The sequence below is a fragment of the Geodermatophilus sp. SYSU D01119 genome (genome assembly GCF_054049975.1).
In genome coordinates, this window is record NZ_JBJGYL010000020.1 from 1 (window position 1) to 19,109 (window position 19,109).

A 19,109-nucleotide genomic window follows, 5' to 3' on the forward strand; every position below is an offset into this window, starting at 1 on the left:
TGGCCGTGCGCCCGCCCGGGGAGGCGGTCACGGTGTAGCCGGTGACCGGGCTGCCGCCGTCCGGCGCCGCCGACCACGACACCGTCGCGCTCCCGTTCCCCGCCACCGCGGTCACCCCCGACGGCGCACCGGGCACGGACGTGGTGGGCCCGACCACCGTCACGGTCGCCGCCGGTCCGCTCTGCCCCCAGGCGTCGACGGCGGACACCGCGTAGGTGCGCGACGAGCCCGGCGCCGGGGCCGGGACGACCGCCCCCGCGGTGCGCGGTGTGGCGACCACGGCGTCGCCCGCGCTCACCCGGTAGGTGAGGGCCGGACCCTGGTCGTCCCAGGTCAGCAGCACCTCGTCGTCCCGGGTCTGGGCGGTCAGGCCGGTGATCCCGGACGGCGGCGCGGGGGTTCCGGAGCCGGCGACCGCGACGTTGGACGCGGGTGAGCTGCGGCCGTAGTCGCCCATCGCGCGCAGCTGCCAGCGCGTCTCCACGGTGGGCATGGCGCCGATCCCCAGCGACAGCGTGCGGGGTGTGGGGCCGAAGGTGAAGGTGATCGTCCCGATGCTCATCCCGTCCCGCAGGATCGAGTACCGGGAGGCCGCGGCGCCGGCGACCGTGGCGGTCAGGTCCACGACCGCGCTGGTGCTGGTGCCGCGGACCGCCGCCGACTGCAGCACCGGCGTGGCCGGCGGGGCGCCGCCGACGGTGGCGAGCACCGGGCGGCTGCGCTCCCCGCCGGCGGGCTGCACGTCGACGGCGACCTGGTTCCCGTCGATCAGACCCGAGACGGAGGCCGAGGTCCCGGTGACGGTCGCGCGCACCGTCCCGTCGACGCGCACGGTGTAGCCGGTCGCGCCGGGCACCGGGTCCCAGCTGACGTCGACCGCGCCCGCCCGCGGCGTGACGGTCACCGAGGTGCCGGTGCGGTCGGCCGCGGCGAGGGCGGCGGGCACGTCGAGCCGGCCGGCCCCGTAGCCGCGGTCCCAGACGCCGCTGCTGTCCGCGCCGGCCTGCAGCGCGGCCTGCACGGCCTCCGGCTCGATGCCGGGGTGGCTGCTGCGGAGCAGCGCCACCGCTCCGGCCACCGCCGGGCCCGAGAAGGACGTCCCCGACCCGTTCCCGTAGCCGTCCCCCGGCAGCGTGAGGAAGACGCTGTCCCCGACGGTCGAGACGTCCACCTGCCACCCGTGCTCCGCCCAATCCGCAGGCTCCCCCGTCGGGGTGGTGGCGGACACCGCGATCACCCCGCTGTTGGCGGCCGGGTACATCACCGGGTTGCCGTTGAGCCCGTCGTTGCCCGCCGAGGCCACCACCGAGATGCCCTTGTCGAGGGCGTACTGGACGGCGGCGGCGGTGACGTCGGACCACCCGGCCCCGGCCAGGGACATGTTGACGACGTCGGCGCCGTGGTCGGCGGCCCAGAGGATCCCGCGGGCCACGTCGCCGGACGAGCAGCCGCTCTCGTTGCACACCCGCACCGGCATGACCTTCGCGTCGGGCGCCATCCCGGCGCCGCCCAGGCCGTTGTCCGCGCGGGCCGCGACGACACCCGCGGCGCCCAGCCCGTGCCAGCCGTCGCCCGGCCCACGGGCGATGTCGACGCCGGGGACGGTGGCACCCGCCAGGTCCTCGTGGGTGAGGTCCGCGGCCGTGTCCAGCACCGCGACGATCTGCCCGGCACCCCGCGTCCGGCTCCACGCCTCCCGGACGCGGCTCGCGGCCTGCGGGTCCTGCTCGTCCCAGTACGGGTCCGGCTGTCCGTCGACCTCGTAGACGACCTGCGGGCTCGCCGCCACCACGCCGGGGTCGTCGGCCAGGCCGTCCGCGGTCGCCTCGGCGCTGCGCGCCGGGACGACGACCGTCTCCACCACGTACTCGCCGTCGACGACGCGGAGGACGTCGACGGTCGCCTGGTCCTCCGCCGCCAGCGCCGGGGGCGCGCCGGCGACCGCGCCGACAGCGAGGAGGGCCGAGACGACCCCGATCCGGGACAGGGGCACGACACGCCGCATGATCACTTCATCGGCAGCACCGGCTCGGGCACCAGTCGAGTTCCGGAAGTCGCCCGGCGCGGGCTCGGCGCGCGCTCAGCGCGGGAACGGACTGGCCGGCAGCGACTGGCCGCGGACGTAGCGCGCGGTGCCGTCCGGCCGCGTCTCGATCGTCCCGTTCCGGAACGCCTGCTGGCACGTGCCCGCCGTCGGGCAGCTCATCGGCAGGATCGGGTAGCCGAGCCAGCTGCCCTCCCAGCCGACGGCGGCCCAGGCGGCCATCACCGGCTGCGGCACCTCGTAGGCCGACGTCGCCGGCGACCAGTAGACGCTGCCGCCGGTGAAGCGCTGCAGGCAGCCGCCGTCGCGCAGTCCGCAGACGGCCTCCTCCACGGGGTACCCGAGCCGGCCGGCCTCGGCGCCGGTGCGGAACCAGCGGTCGCGGATCTGGCCGGACAGGACGCGGGCGCCGGTCGACGGGCTCCACATCACGGTGCCGCGCTCGAAGTGCTGGTAGCAGCCGCCGCCGGCCAGGCCGCAGCCGGTCTCGCTGGTGGGGTAACCGAGCGAGCCGAACTCCCAGCCCGACGCGGCCCAGCGGTCCCACACCGGCGGGAGCACCGCGTGCGCGCCGCTCGCGGCGGACCAGTACAGCGGCCCGCCCTGGAACGGCTGGAAGCAGCCGCCGTTGCGCAGCCCGCACACCGCGGCCGCCGTCGGGTAGCCGAGGAAGCCGGCCTCCGACCCGTTGGCGAACCAGCCGTCGCGCAGCCCGCCGGAGACGGCCCAGGCCCCGCTGTCGGGGCTCCACATGACCGTGCCGCCCTGGAAGTGCTGGTAGCAGCCGTCGTCGGCGAGCTCGCAGCCCATGTCGCTGGTCGGGTAGCCGAGCGAGCCGAACTCCCAGCCCGACGCGGCCCAACGGTCCCACACCGGCGGGAGCACCGCGTGCGCGCCGCTCGCGGCGGACCAGTACAGCGGCCCGCCCTGGAACGGCTGGAAGCAGCCGCCGTTGCGCAGCCCGCACACCGCGGCCGCCGTCGGGTAGCCGAGGAAGCCGGTCTCGGAGCCGGAGGCGAACCAGCCGTCGCGCAGGCCCCCGGACAGCGCCCAGGTGCCGGCCGGGCCGGTCATCAGGGTGCCGCGCTGGAAGTGCTGGTAGCAGCCGCCGTCGACCAGGCCGCAGCCCGCGTCGGTGACCGGGTAGCCCAGCGAGCCGAACTCCCAGCCGCTGGCGGCCCAGCGCGCGTAGCGGTCCCCCGCGACGGCGTGCGTGCCGGTGCCCGGGGTGGTGTAGACCCCGCCACCCTCGAAGCCCTGGTAGCAGCCGCTCTCGCGCAGGCCGCAGGTGCGGTCGGTGGTCGGGAAGCGCAGGGCGGCCGACTCGCGCTCCCACGCGGCGAGCTCCGGCGCGGCCACCGAGCGGCCGCCAGTCGTCGGCGACCAGAAGACGCGGGCGTTCTGGTAGCGGGCGGTGCAGCGCTTGGCGGCGTCGCAGGTCTCGGCCTCCACCAGCGTGCCCTGCGGGCCGCTGTCCCCGCCGGCCAGCGAGTGGACGGCGACCGTCGGGGTGGCCGGCACCACGCGGAGCACGGCCTGCCCGGCGGTGACGCTGGTGACCGTCACGGTGAACCGGCCGCCGGCGAAGCGCACCGGCGTGTCCACCGGCAGGACCACGGCCAGGTCGCGGCTCCAGTTCGCCCGCGCCGACGGCGTGGCGTCCAGCAGCAGCGAGCTGTCGGAGTCGGACACCACCGACCGGCGCAGGACGACGCCCTGCTGCAGGCCGTAGCGGTTGCGGCCACTCCCCAGCCAGGCGTCCTGCCCGCTGGCCTGGCGGTACTCCAGCCAGTAGTGCGTGACGCCGTCGGCGTCGGCCATGTCGACGGCGCGGCGGGTGCCCGGGGGCAGCGCACCGGCCGAGACCGGCACCAGGGTGACGTCGGCCGGGCCCGTGGCGGTGGAGACGACGGCGGCGTCGTCGGGGCCGAGGACGCCGAGCTCGGCGGCCTGCACCGTGTTGAGGGTGCCGACCTCCTCCCACGAGATGCCCATGACGTCGTAGAGGTCCATGTAGGGCGCGGTCTCGCAGGCACCGGAGTCGACGGTGCCGTCGCACTGCACCTCGGAGCTGTGGCCGAGCCCCAGGTTGTGGCCGAACTCGTGGGCGATCACCGAGGTGGCGGTGGCGCGCACGTAGGCCAGGCCGCCGCCGTGCAGGCTGCGGCCGACCGTGCCGAGGCCGTAGGCACAGCCGGGCGAGCTGGCGGGCACGTAGACGAGCAGGTGGTCCCCGGCGGCGCCGGTCCAGCCGGCCCGCTGGGCGGCCTGCGCCCACAACTCGAAGGGCTTGTCGCAGCCGACGGTGGCCTCCGCGCCCCAGTCGACGCCCTTGACGACGCCGAAGGTCACCTGGTTGCGGGTCTGCTGCTCCCAGAAGTCGGCCACCGGGCCGTTCACCGCCCGCACGACGTCGTCGAGCGTGCGGGCGTCCCGGGCCACTCCGCGGGGCTGCAGCATGACGACGGTGACCCGGTGGTTGACCGGGCCGACGGCCGGCGCGGTCGCCGGCGCCTCGGCCGCGGCCACCTGCTCGGCGGCCAGCACGTCGCGTGCGGGCTCCAGGCCGTCGGCCGCGGCCTCGTCGCGGACGGTGCCGCCGAGGGTCACCTCGACCGTCGCGCCGTTGTCCACGGCGGCGACGTCCTCGGTGGGCACGCGCACGGCCTCGCCGTCGTCGGTCTGCACCCAGCTCAACAGGCCGCTGCCGGCGTCGTCCTCGTGCGCCGCGTCCGGCCCGGGGTCGGCGTAGCCCTGCACGAGCTCGCCGACGACGGTCTCCTGCGGCGCGGCGCCGGCCGTGGGCAGGGCGAGGGCCAGCGGCGACAGCACGGCGGCGGCCGCCGCCAGCACGAGCAGCCGCGGGGAGCGCGGCCGGACTGCGAGGTGCACGTGTCTCTCCAGGTCAGGAGGCCGCGGGTCGGCCCTCCCCGACTCGTCATCGGCGTGTCGGGGCCGGTACTGGACCCCTCGCGAGGAGGAGGTCGCGGTCAGCCGCGGGAACGGAGGCGGGGCAGGACCCGGCGGGTGGCCAGCGCCGCGCCGCCGAGGCCCGCGACCGCGCCGGCGGCCACCGCCGGGGTGGTCCAGGGAGAGCCGGCGGGCTCGGTGGCGGCCGCCTCGACCGGAGCCGCGACGGTCGCCGCCCGGACCTCCGCGCCCGGCTCGACCGGAGCCGGCGCGACGGCGGCCGGGGCGGTCACGGGCACGGGGTCGGCAGCGGCGGGCGCCGGGGCCGGGGCGGCGGCGCCGTTCCCGGGCAGGACCGACGGCGCCGGGGCGGGCGCGGCCGGCGGGGCCGTGGCCGCCACGGGCGTGCGGACGACGGTGACGGTCGCGCCGGCCGGCGTGGTCGCCCCGACGGTGACGGTGAGCTCCCCGCCGGCGACGACGACGGGCACGCCCGGGCGCAGCGCCGTCTGCAGGTCGGCCTCCCAGCCCGCGGCGGCCGAGGGGCTGCCGTCGAGCAGCAGCGAGGTGTCGGGCAGCGCACCGGAGCGGTGCAGCAGCACGCCGCTGTCCAGGCGGTAGCGGTTGTCGGTGGCGAGCCACTCGTCCCGGCCGGTGGCGGTGCGGTACTCGAGCCAGTAGTCGGTGCCGGCGGCGGTGGACATGCGCAGCACGCGGGTGCCCGTGCCGGCGCCGAGCGGGGCCAGCGTGGCCGTCGTCGTGCCGGTGCCCGCGACCTGGGTGGCCGCGGCGGGGAGCACGCCGAGCCGCTGGGCCTGGGCGGCGGTGAGGCTGCCGACGCGGTCCCAGGAGACGCCCATGACGTCGTAGAAGTCGCGGTAGGCGGCGGTGCGGCAGGTGCCGGTCTCGACGGCCGCCTCCACCGTGCCGTCGCACTGCAGGCCGCTGGAGTGGCCGAGGCCGAAGTTGTGGCCGAGCTCGTGGGCGACGAGCGAGGGGAGGTCGTCGCGGACGTAGAGCCGCCCGCCCGACGTCGTGCCGGTGCCGACCTGGCCCAGCGCGTAGGAGCAGCCGGGCAGGTCCTGCGGGCGGCTGGTCACGTAGAGCAGCAGGTGCTTCCCCGGGCCGGGCACGAACCCGACGCGGGCGGCGGCCTCGTCCCACAGGGCGGTCGGGTCGGCGCAGCCGGCGGCGGTGGTGATCCAGTCGTGCGCGGCGGTGACGCCGACGCTGACCGCGCCGCCGGTCTGCTCGGCCCAGAAGGACGCGACGCCGGTGTTGACGGTGTCGACGACGTCGGCGAGCGCGGTGCCGTCGGGGGTGCCGCCCGCGGGGGCCACCATCACGACGGTGACCTGGTTGGTGACCGAGCCGGCCGGCACGGTGGTCGCCGGCCGGGGCGTCTGGAGGACCTCGGCGCCGAGGACCTCGCGCGCCGGGGCGTAGCCGTGCTCGCCGGCCTCGTCGTCGGTGGCGCCGCCGACCGTCACCTCGACCGTCGAGCCGACGTCGAGGCCCGCGGCCGCCTCGGTCGGGATGCGGACCGACGTGCCGTCGGCGCCCTCGACGAAGGTCAGCGGCTCCTCGTGCGACTCCCCCGCGTGCTGGCCCTCCAGCGACGTCTCCGGCCACGCCTGCACCAGCTCGCCGACCACGGTGGTCCCGGCGTCGGCCCGCGCGACGGCCGCGGGGCCGGCGCAGACGGCGACCGCCATGCCGGCGAGGGCCAGGGTCCGCAGTGCTCGGGAGGCGTGCATCGCTCCCGGCATCGGCGGTGCGGCGTCCCAGCCGCACCATCGGGGACCCGTCCGTCACACCGGTCCCGGAGGCCCCGTCCCGGGAGCCCCCGGCGTCACACCGGTCACGCCAGCGCGTCGGCCCCCATCAGCCTCCGGCCCGCCTCGGTGATCGAGCCCGACAGCGACGGGTAGATGGCGAAGGTCTGCGCCAGGTCGCTGACGGTCAGGCCCTTGGTGACGGCGAGCGCGATCGGCAGGATCAGCTCGCTCGCGCCCGGCGACACGACCACGCCGCCGACGACGACGCCGGTGGCCTTGCGGGCGAAGAGCTTCACGAACCCGGCGTGCAGGTCGCTCATCTTGGCCCGCGCGTTGGTGGCCAGCGGCAGCCGGACGACGTCGAGGTCGTGGCCCTCGGGGAGCGTCTTCTCCTGGACGCCGACGGTGGCGATCTCCGGGTGGGTGAAGACGTTCGCCGACACGGTCTTGAGCCGGATCGGCTGCACGGCCTCGCCGAGCGCGTGCCACATGGCGATGCGGCCCTGCATGGCCGCGACGCTGGCCAGCTGGAAGACGCCGGTGACGTCGCCGGCCGCGTAGACGCCGGGGACGTTGGTGCGCGACACCCGGTCGACGACGACGTGGCCGGACTCGCGCAGCTCGACGCCGCACGCCTCCAGGTTCAGCCCGGCGGTGTTCGGCACGGTGCCCACGGTCATCAGCGCGTGCGAGCCCTCGACGGTGCGCCCGTCGGTGAGCTCGACCAGCACGCCCTTCTCGGTGCGGGTGACGCTGGCGGCGCGGCCGCGCTCGGCGATCCGCCCGCCGCGGGCCTGGAAGACCTCGGCGATGACGTCGGCGGCGTCGGCGTCCTCGCCGGGCAGCACCTGGTCGCGGGAGGAGACGAGGGTGACCGGCACGCCCGCCTCGAGGTAGCCCGAGGCGAACTCGGCGCCGGTGACGCCGGAGCCCACGACGACCAGGTGCTCCGGCAGCTCGGCGAGGTCGTAGAGCTGGCGCCAGTCGAGGATCCGCTCGCCGTCGGGCTCGCTGCCGGGCAGCACGCGCGGGTCGGCACCCGTGGCGATGAGGACGACGTCGCACTCGAGCGTCTCGCGCACCCCGCCGTCGGGGCCGAGGACCTCGACGCGGTGCTCGATCAGCCCGCGGGCCTCGTCGGCGAGCCGGCCCTGCCCGGAGAGCAGGCGCACGCCCTCGGCCTCGAGCCGGGCGTGGATGTCGGCCGACTGCGCGACGGCCAGGCCCTTCACGCGGGCGTTGACGGTGGCGAGGTCGAGGCCGACGGTGGCCAGGTCGGCGCCGCGCAGGCCGAGGACCGACGAGTCGCGGACCGACGTCATCGTGCCGGCGGCGGCGATCAGCGTCTTCGACGGGACGCAGTCGGTGAGCACGCTCGCCCCACCGAGGCCGTCGCGTTCGACGACGGTGACCTGCGCACCGAGCGAGGCGGCCACCAGCGCGGCCTCGTAGCCGGCCGGGCCGCCACCGATGATGACGATGCGGGTCATGCGGGTCTCCTGCGTCGCGGAACGGGGGGGGTGCTCCCCCACATCCTCCCAGCCGGGACCGTCCGTGTCGGCAGACTCACGGGTCGGACTGGCCACACCGCCCGTAGGCTCGGGCGGCGATGGGTCTCTACGCCGCGTACGGGTCCAACATGGACCCCGAGCAGATGCTGCGCCGCTGCCCGTCCTCGCCGCACGTGGGCACCGGCTGGATCCGCGGCTGGCGGCTCGCCTTCGGCGGCGAGGAGTACGGCTGGGAGGGCGCGCTGGCGACGCTCGTCCCGGCAGAGGACCGCGAGGCGCCCGGCGTCTTCGTCGCGCTCTACGACCTCACGCCCGCCGACGAGCGCGAGCTCGACGCGTGGGAGGGCGCCGACCGCGGGCTCTACCGGAAGCTGAACCTGCGGGTGCACACCCTGGGCGGCGACGTCGTCGCCTACGTCTACGCGCTGGACGCCTTCGAGGGCGGGCTGCCCTCGGCGCGGCACCTGGGCGCGATCGCCGACGCCGCCGAGGCCGCCGGCGCCCCGGCCGACTACCTCGCCGAGCTCCGCGCCCGCGAGTGCCGCTCCGCCTTCTGACCCGACGTCCCCGCGCCGCGCACCGCCCACACCCCTCCTCCGGCACCACTGGCCCGCGATCACGGAGCTGCGGTGGCGACACGCCACCGTCGTCCCGTGTGTCGCCACCGGTACTCCATGATCACCGCCGGGAGGGCAGCCGGAGAGCCCGCGCCACCTCGGCGACCATCCGCCGGTGGTCGCGGTAGACGTCGGCGGCGGTCACGTGCAGCAGCGTCCACCGGTGCTCGGTGAGCCAGTTGTGCCGACGCCGGTCGTCCCGCAGCTGCTGCGGCGTCATGTGCGCCTCGTGGCCGTCGAACTCCGCCGCCACCCGCTGCTCCCGCCAGCCGGTGTCGAGATACCAGCTCCGCCCGTCGCCGAGGACGCGCACCTGGACGTCGGGCGCCGGTAGGCCGCCGTCGATGAAGCGCCAGCGCATCCGCGACTCCATCGGCGAGTCGGCTCCCCCGTTCGCGTGCGGCACCAGCCGCCGCAGCCGGACGACCTCGCGGAGCCCGCGCTGCCTCTCGACCTCCACGGCGAGGTCCGCCCGGGTGCACTCCCTCGTGCCCAAGGCGGCGTCGAGCGTGGCCAGCCCGTCGATCGGCGCGGTGCCGCGCACGACGTCGCAGGCCGTCCGCGCCGGCGGGGTGCACCAGACGCCGTCGACGAGGACGGCGTCGTCCGTGCCGAGGACCGACGGGTGCACCCGGATGCCCGGCCGGCTCCGGTTCGCCACGGACGGCGGACCGAGGAAGTGCACCGTGTCGCCGCCGAGGACGTCGAACCCCCACAGCGCCGCCGCGGTGGAGTGGCAGGCGACGAGGTCGGGGCCGACGACGAGCGCCGCGGCGCGCACCTGCTGCCCGAGGGAGTCCGGCAGCTCGGCGTCGGCCAGCACGCCGCGCCAGCGGGTCCGCCGCCGGCGCCCGGTGGCGACCAGCCGCCGGATCTCCCACTCGGTCAGTCGCTCGCTGGCCTGGGTGACGGTGAAGACGCCGCCCTGGCGCGCGATCGTCCGGTACAGCGCGAAGTCCACGGGCGGGACCCTGGGTCCGCTGGTGCTCGTCGAGCGCCCTCGCGGACCCACTGTGGACGCCGGCCCACCTGTGGACCCGCGGCGATCATGGAGTCGCGGTGGCGACACACCGGGAGTCGGCGGCGTGTCGCCACCGGCGCTCCATGATCGCGGGGAAGTCAGGAGCCGAGGAAGGTCTCCAGCAGCCGGCGGGCGGCCAGGGCGGGGGTGAGTTCGCCGGCCAGCACCGACTTCTCCAGCTCCGGCGCCAGCGACCGCACGGCGGGGTGCGCCCGCAGCCGGTGCTCGAGCCCGTCGCGCACCAGCTGCCAGGTCCAGCGCACCTGCTGCGCGCGGCGCCGCTCGTCGAAGGCGCCCGACGCCCGCGCCCGGTCCTGGTGCTCGACCAGCTTGGCCCACACCTCGGCCAGGCCCTCGCCGGTCAGCCCGGCGCAGGTCAGCACCGGCACGTCCCACTCGGAGTGCCCGCGCAGCATCCGGATCGCCCCGGCCAGCTCGCGGGCGGCCTTGCGCGCGTCCCCGGCGGCGGGCCCGTCGGCCTTGTTCACGGCGATGACGTCGGCGAGCTCGAGGATGCCGCGCTTGATGCCCTGCAACTGGTCGCCGGTGCGGGCCAGCGTGAGGAACAGGAAGGAGTCGACCATCTCCGCGACGGTGACCTCCGACTGCCCGACGCCGACCGTCTCCACCAGCACGACGTCGTAGCCGGCCGCCTCGACGACGACCATCGACTCCCGCGTCGCCTGCGCGACCCCGCCCAGCGTCCCCGCGGTGGGCGCCGGCCGGATGAAGGCGTTGCGGTCGACGGCCAGGCGCGCCATGCGGGTCTTGTCGCCGAGGATCGACCCGCCCGACCGCGCCGACGACGGGTCGACCGCCAGCACCGCCACCCGGTGCCCGGCGCCGGTGAGGTCGACGCCGAGCTGGTCGATGAACGTCGACTTGCCCACCCCGGGCACCCCGGAGATGCCCACCCGCCGGGCGTCCCCCGCGTGCGGCAGCAGCTCGACCAGCAGCTCCTGCGCCCGCTCGCGGTGGTCGGCGCGGCGTGACTCGACCAGCGTGATCGCCCGCGCCAGCGACCGGCGGTCGCCGCCTAGCACCCCCTCGACGAGCGCCGGGACGTCCGGAGCCGCCATCAGTGGCCGAGACGGGAGGACAGCGTCCGCAGCAGCTCCTGCGCCGCCTCGGCGATGACCGTGCCCGGCGGGAACACCGCGGCCGCGCCCATCTCCACCAGCCGCGGCACGTCGTCGGGCGGGATCACCCCGCCGACCACGACGAGGACGTCGTCGGCACCGAGCTCGGCCAGCGCGTCGCGCAGCGCCGGCACCAGCGTCAGGTGGCCCGCGGCCAGCGACGAGACGCCGACGACGTGCACGTCGGCCTCGACCGCCTGCCGGGCCACCTCCTCCGGCGTCTGGAACAGCGGGCCGACGTCGACGTCGAAACCCAGGTCGGCGAACGCCGTGGCGATGACCTTCTGCCCGCGGTCGTGGCCGTCCTGGCCCATCTTGGCGACCAGGATGCGGGGGCGCCGTCCCTCGGCCTCCTCGAACGCCTCGGTCATCCGGCGGGTCTCCTCGACCGGCCCGGAGCTGCCTGCCTCGTCGCGGTACACACCGGAGATGGTGCGCACCTGGCCGGCGTGCCGCCCGTAGACCTCCTCGAGCGCGTCGGAGATCTCCCCGACGGTCGCCTTGGCCCGCGCGGCGTCGACCGCGAGCTTGAGCAGGTTGTCGCCGAGGTCGCGTCCCCGCCGTCCCTCGGCCGCGGCGCGGGCGGCGTCGGTGAGCCGGCGCAGCGCGTCGGCCACCGCCCCGGCGTCCCGGGAGGCCCGCAGCTCGTCGAGCTTGGCCTTCTGCTGGGCGAGCACCTCGGCGTTGTCGACGCGCAGCACCTCGATCGCCTCGTCGGCCTCGACCCGGTACTTGTTGACGCCGATCACCGGCTGGCGGCCGGAGTCGATGCGCGCCTGGGTGCGGGCGGCGGCCTCCTCGATGCGCAGCTTCGGGATGCCGTCGTCGATGGCCTGCGCCATGCCGCCGTGCTCGGTGACCTCCTGGATGTGCGCCCAGGCGCGGCGGGCCAGGTCGTAGGTCAGCTTCTCCACGTACGCCGAGCCGCCCCACGGGTCGATGACCCGCGTCGTCCCCGACTCCTGCTGCAGCAGCAGCTGGGTGTTGCGGGCGATCCGCGCGGAGAAGTCGGTGGGCAGCGCCAGCGCCTCGTCGAGGGCGTTGGTGTGCAGCGACTGGGTGTGCCCCTGGGTGGCGGCCATGGCCTCCAGGCAGGTGCGGACGACGTTGTTGTAGACGTCCTGCGCGGTCAGCGACCAGCCCGAGGTCTGCGAGTGGGTGCGCAGCGACAGCGACTTGTCCTTCTGCGCGCCGGCCTCCTTCACCAGGCGGGCCCACAGCAGCCGCCCGGCGCGGAGCTTGGCGACCTCCATGAAGAAGTTCATGCCGATGGCCCAGAAGAAGCTCAGCCGTGGCGCGAACGCGTCGATGTCCAGGCCCGCGGCCTTGCCGGCGTCGAGGTACTCGACACCGTCGGCGAGGGTGTAGGCCAGCTCCAGGTCGGCCGTCGCCCCGGCCTCCTGGATGTGGTAGCCGGAGATGGAGATCGAGTTGAAGCGGGGCATCTCCGCCGAGGTGAAGGCGAAGATGTCGCTGATGATCTGCATCGACGGCTTCGGCGGGTAGATGTAGGTGTTGCGGACCATGAACTCCTTGAGGATGTCGTTCTGGATGGTCCCCGTGAGCTGGTCCGGCCTCACCCCCTGCTCCTCGGCGGCGAGGACGTAGAGCGCCAGGACCGGCAGCACCGCGCCGTTCATGGTCATCGAGACGCTCATCCGGTCCAGCGGGATGCCGTCGAACAACTGCCGCATGTCCAGGATCGAGTCGATCGCCACCCCGGCCATGCCGACGTCGCCGACGACGCGCGGGTGGTCGGAGTCGTAGCCGCGGTGGGTGGGCAGGTCGAAGGCCACCGACAGGCCCTTCTGCCCGGCGGCGAGGTTGCGCCGGTAGAAGGCGTTGGACTCCGCCGCGGTGGAGAAGCCCGCGTACTGGCGGACCGTCCACGGCTGGGTCGTGTACATCGTCGGGTAGGGCCCGCGCAGGTAGGGCGGCAGGCCGGGGTAGGTGCGGAGGAAGTCCAGCCCGGCGAGGTCGGCCGGGGTGGCCAGCGGCGGGACGGCGATGCCCTCGGGGGTCTCCCAGGTCGCCTCCTCCACGCCGCGCCCGGTGGTCTCCTCGAAGGCCTTGGCCCAGTCGTCGGCGCCGGCGTGCGCGGCCGGGCGGCCCAGCTCGACGCCGCCGAAGTCGGGGATCGCACTCATGCCTTGACTCCCAGCTGCTCGTGGACCGTCCGGAGGGCGGCCAGCGCGTCACACCCGGCGTACACGTACCCGTCGACGCCGTCCACCCCGGGCGAGGGCCTGCCCGCCAGCCAGACGGACGTCGCTCCGGCGGCCCGCAGCTCGGCGGCCAGCGCGGCCGCGGACTCGGCGTAGTCGGCGTCGGTGCCGCAGATGCAGGCCACGGTCGTCCCGGCGTCGGCGAGGCCCGACGCGCCGTCGGCCGCGGGGGTCTCCACGCCGCCGGCCTGGAACAGGTTGGCCGCGAACGTGGCCCGGGCGATGTGCCGGGCGATCGGGCCGAGCGTGGCCAGGTAGACGCGGGGCCGCGACGGCGCAGCGTCGGCGCGGTCGCGCAGCTCCTCGTACTCCTGCGCGGCGCGCACCCGGGGCAGCCCGCCGGTCGGGTGCAGGTCGGCCGCCGGCTGCCGCTGCGGCAGCTTCTCGGTCAGGTCGGGGAACTCGCTGACGCCGGTGATGGCGTCGGTCCGCGTCGCCAGGCGCTGCGCGCGGGCGTCCCACGCGGCGGCCAGCCGGTCGCGCACCAGGCCGGAGGTGAGCGCCGCGGCCAGCCCGCCGGCCCGCTCGATCTCGGTGAACCAGGCCCAGGCCGCCTGCGCGAGGCCCTCGGTGAGCGACTCGACGTACCAGGAGCCGCCGGCCGGGTCGAGCACGCGGGCGAGGTGCCCCTCCTCGACCAGCAGGCTCTGGGTGTTGCGCGCGATCCGCCGGGAGAACGCGTCGGGCAGGCCGAGCGCGGCGTCGAACGGCTGCACCGTGACGACGTCGGCCCCGCCCACGCCGGCCGCGAAGCAGGCGACCGTGGTGCGCAGCATGTTCACCCACGGGTCGCGCCTGGTCGTCATCACCGACGACGTGACCGCGTGCTGCCGCTGCGCACGGGCGCCCTCGGAGGCGCCGCTCACCTCGCCCACCCGGTCCCACAGCCGGCGGGCGGCGCGCAGGGCGGCGATCGTCGTGAACTGGTCGGCCGACGCGGAGTAGCGGAACTCCAGCGCGGCGAAGGCCTCGTCCACCGGGAGCCCGCCGTCGGTGAGCGCCCGCAGGTAGGCCACCCCGGCGGCCAGCGAGCAGCCGAGCTCCTCGACGGCGGTGGCTCCGGCGTCGGCGAAGACGGTGGCGTCGACGACGACGGTGCGCCAGCCGGCCGGCGCGCGGCGGGCGAGGGCGGCCAGGCCGGAGAGGTCCTGCTCCTCCCCCGAGGCGGCGTGCACGCCGAGCGGATCGAGGCCGAGCGAGCCGCCGGGGGCGAGATCGGTGCGGTCGCCGACCAGGGCCAGCAGCGCCTCGGCGGCCGGCACCCCGCCCGACACCGCGACCGGCGCGAGGTCGAGGTAGACGTCGGCGAGCACGTCGCCGAGGGCGTCCACGGGCACCGCGCCCTCGCCGAGCTGCAGCCACAGCGAGGTGACGCCGTTCTCCAGGTCGGCGGCGATCGCCTCGCGGGTCGTCGCCACGTCGGGGTGCGCGTGCCGCTGCCGGACGTCCCAGCCGGCCGGCACCCCGCTGTCGGGCGCGGAGCCCGCGCGGGCGCCGCGGACGAACGGCGGCAGGCCGGGCACGCCGACCGCCGTCGGGAGGTCGCCGGCGTCGTCGGCGTCGTAGAGCGGCGCGACCTGCACCCCGGTGGCCACCGTGCGGCGCAGCGCGTCCTCGACCGGGTCGGGCAGTTCCTCCCGGCCGGCCTTGCGCAGGACGCCGGCCACCAGCTCGCGCCAGGCGCCGCGGTCGGCGGGGGCGAACCCGCCGGCGAGGGACAGCTCGTCGGGGACCGCGTGCTCCGCGGGGACCTCGTCCTCGCCGGGCGTCGCCGTCTCGGTGGCGCTCATCGTCGAACTCCTCCCAGTCGAGGAGTGTTCTACCGGCGCTCCCGGGAGTGCGGACGCGCGGGGTGGCCCGGGCCGGGCGCACCGGCAGCCGAGCCCGACGTCCCGGCGGCGGCGGTGAGGGCGTGCAGCGCGGTGCGCACCATGAGCCGGATCCCGACCCCGATGGCCCGCTCGTCGACGTCGAAGGTGCCCCGGTGCAGGTCCAGCGGGGCCCCGCCGCCGTGCGTGCCCAGTCGCGCCAGCGCGATCGGCAGGACGTCGGCGAACCAGCCGAAGTCCTCCCCGCCCATGCTCTGCGGCGACTGGCGCAGGTTCTCCGCGCCGACGGTCTGCAGCGCCGCGGCGCGCAGCAGCGCCACGGCCCGCGGGTCGTTGACCACCGGCGGCACGCCGGGCACGTACTCCACCTCGACACCGGCGCCGGTGGGCGCCACCACCTGCTCGACCAGCCCGCGCAGCAGCTTCTCGGCGCGCTGCCACTCGTCGCGGTCGAGCACCCGCACGGTGCCGCGCAGGGTGCCCCGCTGCGGGATGGCGTTGGCCGCCACCCCGGCGTTCACCGCGCCCCAGACCAGCGAGAACCCGGCCCGCGGGTCGACCTTGCGCGACAGCAGCCCGGGCAGCCCGGTGACCAGCCGGCCCAGGGCGTCGACCAGGTCCACGGTCAGCTGCGGGCGGGCGGTGTGCCCGCCGGGGCCGGTGAGCGTGACGTCGATGCGGTCGCAGGCGGCGGTGATCGAGCCGGTGCGCAGACCCACCGTGCCCACCGGGATCGCCGGGTCGCAGTGCAGCGCGAACGCCCGGGACGCGCCGTCGAGGACGCCGGCCGCCACCACGTGCGTCGCACCGCCGGGGACGGTCTCCTCGGCCGGCTGGAACACGCAGCGCACCCGGCCCGGCAGGTCGTCCAGCGCGGCGAGCGCGAGCGTCGTGCCGAGGAGCACCGTGGTGTGCACGTCGTGGCCGCAGGCGTGGCACATGCCCTCGCGGGTGGAGGCGTACGGCACGTCCTTGAGGTCGGCCAGCGGCAGCGCGTCGATGTCGGCGCGCAGCACCACCGTGGGGTCGCCGGACCCGACCTCGACCACCAGCCCCGTGCCGCTGGGCAGCCGGCGCGGCGCGAGTCCGGCCCCGGCGAGCCGCTGCTCGAGGAACGCCGTCGTCTCCACCTCGGCGAACGCGAGCTCGGGGTGCATGTGCAGGTGACGGCGCACGCCGACCAGGGAGTCGGTGCGGTCGGCCACCCACGCGTCGAGCCCGGCGGCCAGCTCCTCGGGGGTCCGCGTCATGCGGCGTGCCCGCCGGCGCACGCCGCCGGGCCGGGGACGGGACCGTCGGTGGCCGGGCCGCCGGGGCCGGACGCCGGGCCGGAGGTGGGCAGCCCGTTCTCGCGCTCGGCCAGCAGCAGGTCGACGACGGCGCGCAGGTCGCCGTCGGCGGACAGTGCCGCGGCCCGCTGCCGCTGGTAGGAGGCGCCCACGGCCAGCACCCGCTCGACGCCGGCGAGCTCGGCCTCGCAGCCGAGCCGGCGCGCGGTCGGCTCGAGGTCCTCGGCGAGGTCGAGCAGCGCCTGCCGGACCGGCCGCACGGTGCCCTTCTCGTCGACGACGACGTCGGCGTCCAGCCCCCAGCGGGCCGCCCGCCACTTGTTCTCCTTGAGCACCCAGCTCGGCGGGGTGGGCAGCGTGTAGCCGCGGTCGAGCTGGCCGTCGAACTGCTCGACCAGGCACTGCGACAGCGCCGCCACCACCCCGATCTCCTCGAGCGTGGGCAGGCCGTCGCAGATGCGCAGCTCGACGGTGCCGAAGCCGGGGTGCGGGCGGATGTCCCACCACACCTCGCGGACGCTCTCGATGGAGCCGGTGGAGATCAGGGTCTCCATGTAGGTCTCGAAGCCGGCCCAGTCCGGCAGCTGGGTGGGGAGCCCGGCGGTGGGCATGCCCTCGAACACCTTGCTGCGTGCCGAGGCCAGGCCCGTGTCGCAGCCGACCCAGAACGGCGAGGACGCCGACAGTGCCAGGAAGTGCGGCACGTACTGGGTGAGCGCGTTGACGATCGGCATGGCCTTGTCCGGCGAGCGGACGCCGACGTGCACGTGGACGCCGAAGATCTGCAGCCGCCGGGCCAGCCACTGCATCCGCTCGACGAGCTGCAGGTAGCGCTCCTTCGGCGAGATGAGCTGGGTCTGCCAGTCGGTGAACGGGTGGGTGCCGGCGCACAGGAGCCCCAGCCCGCGCCGGTCGGCGGCGGCGGCCACCTCGGCGACGGTGGCGGCGAGGTCGGCGGTGGCCTCCTCGACGGTGGTGCAGACGCCGGTGATCACCTCGACGGTCGACTGCAGCAGCTCGTGCTTGGCCTTCGGGTGCTCCTCGGCGCCGTCGGGGCGGATCTCCTCGAGGATCTCCGTCGCCCCGGCGGTGAGCTCCCGGGTCCCGCGGTCGACGAGCTGCAGCTCCCACTCGACGCCCAGGCTGGCGCGCTCGGAGGAGGAGAACGGGATCTGCACGCGATGAGGATAGGGACGACCGGGCCCGTCCACCGCCCGAACAGCGCGGACTAGGGGACGGGGACCAGCTCCGCGCCCGCCGCCTCGGGCAGCCGCAGCAGCGCGGCGGGCACCCGCTCGACGACCGCGGCCAGCGCGCGGCGGCCGTAGAGGTCCGGGTGCACGAGCACGCAGCACAGGTCGCGGCTGACCACGGTGACCCCGCGGCCGTCGTCGGTGGGGACCAGCGCCTCCACCCGGGACCACGGGATGCCGTGCACGTCGCCGTCGGCGTCGCGGTGGGCCAGGCCCTCGTCGGAGAGGACCAGCGCCACCCGCGCGGCCGGGTCGAGCAGCCGCCGGTGCCACGGCGGGCGGAACGGGGTGCCCGCGGGCAGCTCCGGCAGCGTCCCGCACAGCGGCCGGCGGGGCACTCCGGCCGGCCCCTCCCAGGCGACGGTGTCGGGCACGGCCAGGACGGCGGTCGGCTCGGCGCGGCGCAGCGCCTCCCGCACGGCGGCCGGCGTCACCGCGCGCCAGGCGGCGAGCGTCTGCGCGGCGGTGCGGAACGGCAGCCCGGTGGCGGCGCAGTAGGCGGCGTCGGCGAGCTCGGCGCCGGCGGCGTCCTCCTCGTCGAGCTCGGCCTCCAGCCCGGCGACGGCGTGCGCGACCTCGCCGCCGGCCGGCCCGTCGGCGCAGAGCTCGGCGAAGGTGGCCCACAGCAGGTCGGCGACCTCGGCGTCGCGGCCGGAGCGGGCGTCGACCACGAGGGCGACCTCCCGGCGGTCGGGAGCGAGGTCGAGGGTGAGCGAGTCGACGGCGTAGGACAGGCCGCGCGTGTGCCGCGCCCGCTCCCGCAGCCGCTCCCCCGCCACCTGCACACCGACGGCGAGCGCGGCGTCGGCGGGGGTGTCGGTGGCCAGCAGCAGCCCGACGCCGGGGACGTCGGTGCGGGTCCACACCGGGCCGTCCTGCGGTCGCGGCGCCGGCGCCCGGCGCACCGGCCGGGGACCGTCGGGCAGCGGCAGGCGCAGGCCGGCCGGCAGCGGGCCGTGGCACCACAGCGCCGCGTTGCCGCGGACGAACCAGCGGGCGGCGTGCGCGCGGACGGTGTCCTCGTCGAGGTACTCGGCGCCCGGCCCCGCGGAGACGGTGAGCCCGGGTCCGGTCAGCCCGTAGCGGGCGGCCCACAGCGCGCTGACCGTCGAGGACGCCGAGCCGCAGCCCTCCGCCTGCAGCACGCCCGCCTCGGCGGTGATCCGGTCGGTGGGCAGGTCGGCCAGCGCCCGGCAGACGCCCTCGAGGAACGCGCGCACCGCCTCGGGCCGGCCGGTGGCGAAGAAGGAGGTGCTGTCGACGTCGGTGACGGCGTTGCAGCGCAGGTGCGTGCGGGGCAGCGCGGCCATGGCGAGGTGCTCGACGAGGTGGGTGACCTCGATGGTCGCGAACGTCTCGTCGCGCAGGCCCACGCCGAACACCAGCGCGGCGGTGGTCCGCTCCCGCCCGCCCGCGCTGAACACGGGCACCCCGTCGACCACCGTCCGCTGCACCCGGTCATCGTCGGTGCCCGGCGCCCCGCCGTCCCCGGC

At 76.4% G+C, this 19,109-nt stretch carries 12 protein-coding genes; 1 reads left to right on the plus strand and 11 read right to left on the minus strand.

Annotated features, from left to right (window positions below):
• The 4 genes from ACI79X_RS15560 to ACI79X_RS15575 all read right to left on the minus strand — a co-directional run.
• Window positions 1-1,993, minus strand: a 1,993-nt coding sequence (locus tag ACI79X_RS15560; RefSeq protein WP_457026319.1) for a S8 family serine peptidase, incomplete at its 3' end; no start/stop codon positions are given.
• 87 nt (window positions 1,994-2,080) lie between these two features.
• Window positions 2,081-4,936: a reprolysin-like metallopeptidase gene (locus ACI79X_RS15565; protein ID WP_457026320.1), complete on the minus strand. Its 2,856-nt coding sequence runs from the start codon at window positions 4,934-4,936 to the stop codon at window positions 2,081-2,083.
• 98 nt (window positions 4,937-5,034) lie between these two features.
• Window positions 5,035-6,711: a reprolysin-like metallopeptidase gene (locus ACI79X_RS15570; protein ID WP_457026321.1), complete on the minus strand. Its 1,677-nt coding sequence runs from the start codon at window positions 6,709-6,711 to the stop codon at window positions 5,035-5,037.
• Between the two features lie 104 nt (window positions 6,712-6,815).
• A complete protein-coding gene (locus tag ACI79X_RS15575; protein WP_457026322.1) occupies window positions 6,816-8,222 on the minus strand; it encodes an NAD(P)H-quinone dehydrogenase in 1,407 nt (468 codons plus the stop codon).
• Window positions 8,223-8,341: 119 nt separating this feature from the next.
• Here ACI79X_RS15575 and ACI79X_RS15580 point away from each other — a divergent pair, with 119 nt between their 5' ends.
• Window positions 8,342-8,800, plus strand: coding sequence for a gamma-glutamylcyclotransferase family protein (locus tag ACI79X_RS15580; RefSeq protein WP_073421500.1), 459 nt, complete (start codon window positions 8,342-8,344; stop codon window positions 8,798-8,800).
• A 121-nt stretch (window positions 8,801-8,921) separates the two neighbouring features.
• Here ACI79X_RS15580 and ACI79X_RS15585 read toward each other — a convergent pair whose 3' ends face one another.
• The 7 genes from ACI79X_RS15585 to ACI79X_RS15615 all read right to left on the minus strand — a co-directional run bounded on the left by ACI79X_RS15585 (window position 8,922) and on the right by ACI79X_RS15615 (window position 19,070).
• Complete coding sequence (locus ACI79X_RS15585) at window positions 8,922-9,821, minus strand: hypothetical protein (RefSeq protein WP_457026323.1); 900 nt, start codon at window positions 9,819-9,821, stop codon at window positions 8,922-8,924.
• A 158-nt stretch (window positions 9,822-9,979) separates the two neighbouring features.
• Window positions 9,980-10,960 (minus strand): methylmalonyl Co-A mutase-associated GTPase MeaB, encoded by a 981-nt coding sequence (gene meaB, locus ACI79X_RS15590; protein WP_457026324.1) that lies wholly within the window; start codon window positions 10,958-10,960, stop codon window positions 9,980-9,982.
• The gene (gene scpA / locus ACI79X_RS15595) at window positions 10,960-13,167 is read right to left on the minus strand and encodes a methylmalonyl-CoA mutase (RefSeq protein ID WP_457026325.1); all 2,208 of its coding nucleotides are present in this window, start codon (window positions 13,165-13,167) and stop codon (window positions 10,960-10,962) included. The genes meaB and scpA overlap by 1 nt, the downstream gene beginning before the upstream one ends.
• On the minus strand, window positions 13,164-15,035 hold the full coding sequence (locus ACI79X_RS15600; protein WP_457026326.1) for a methylmalonyl-CoA mutase subunit beta: 1,872 nt from the start codon (window positions 15,033-15,035) through the stop codon (window positions 13,164-13,166). The genes scpA and ACI79X_RS15600 overlap by 4 nt, the downstream gene beginning before the upstream one ends.
• A gap of 29 nt (window positions 15,036-15,064) precedes the next feature.
• Window positions 15,065-16,324 (minus strand): amidohydrolase, encoded by a 1,260-nt coding sequence (locus tag ACI79X_RS15605; RefSeq protein WP_457026327.1) that lies wholly within the window; start codon window positions 16,322-16,324, stop codon window positions 15,065-15,067.
• Window positions 16,321-17,541, minus strand: a complete 1,221-nt coding sequence (locus tag ACI79X_RS15610) for a glutamate--cysteine ligase (protein ID WP_457026328.1) — start codon at window positions 17,539-17,541, stop codon at window positions 16,321-16,323. Before ACI79X_RS15610 ends, ACI79X_RS15605 begins: the two co-directional genes overlap by 4 nt.
• A gap of 50 nt (window positions 17,542-17,591) precedes the next feature.
• Window positions 17,592-19,070 (minus strand): hypothetical protein, encoded by a 1,479-nt coding sequence (locus tag ACI79X_RS15615; protein WP_457026329.1) that lies wholly within the window; start codon window positions 19,068-19,070, stop codon window positions 17,592-17,594.
• Window positions 19,071-19,109: the final 39 nt, after the last annotated feature.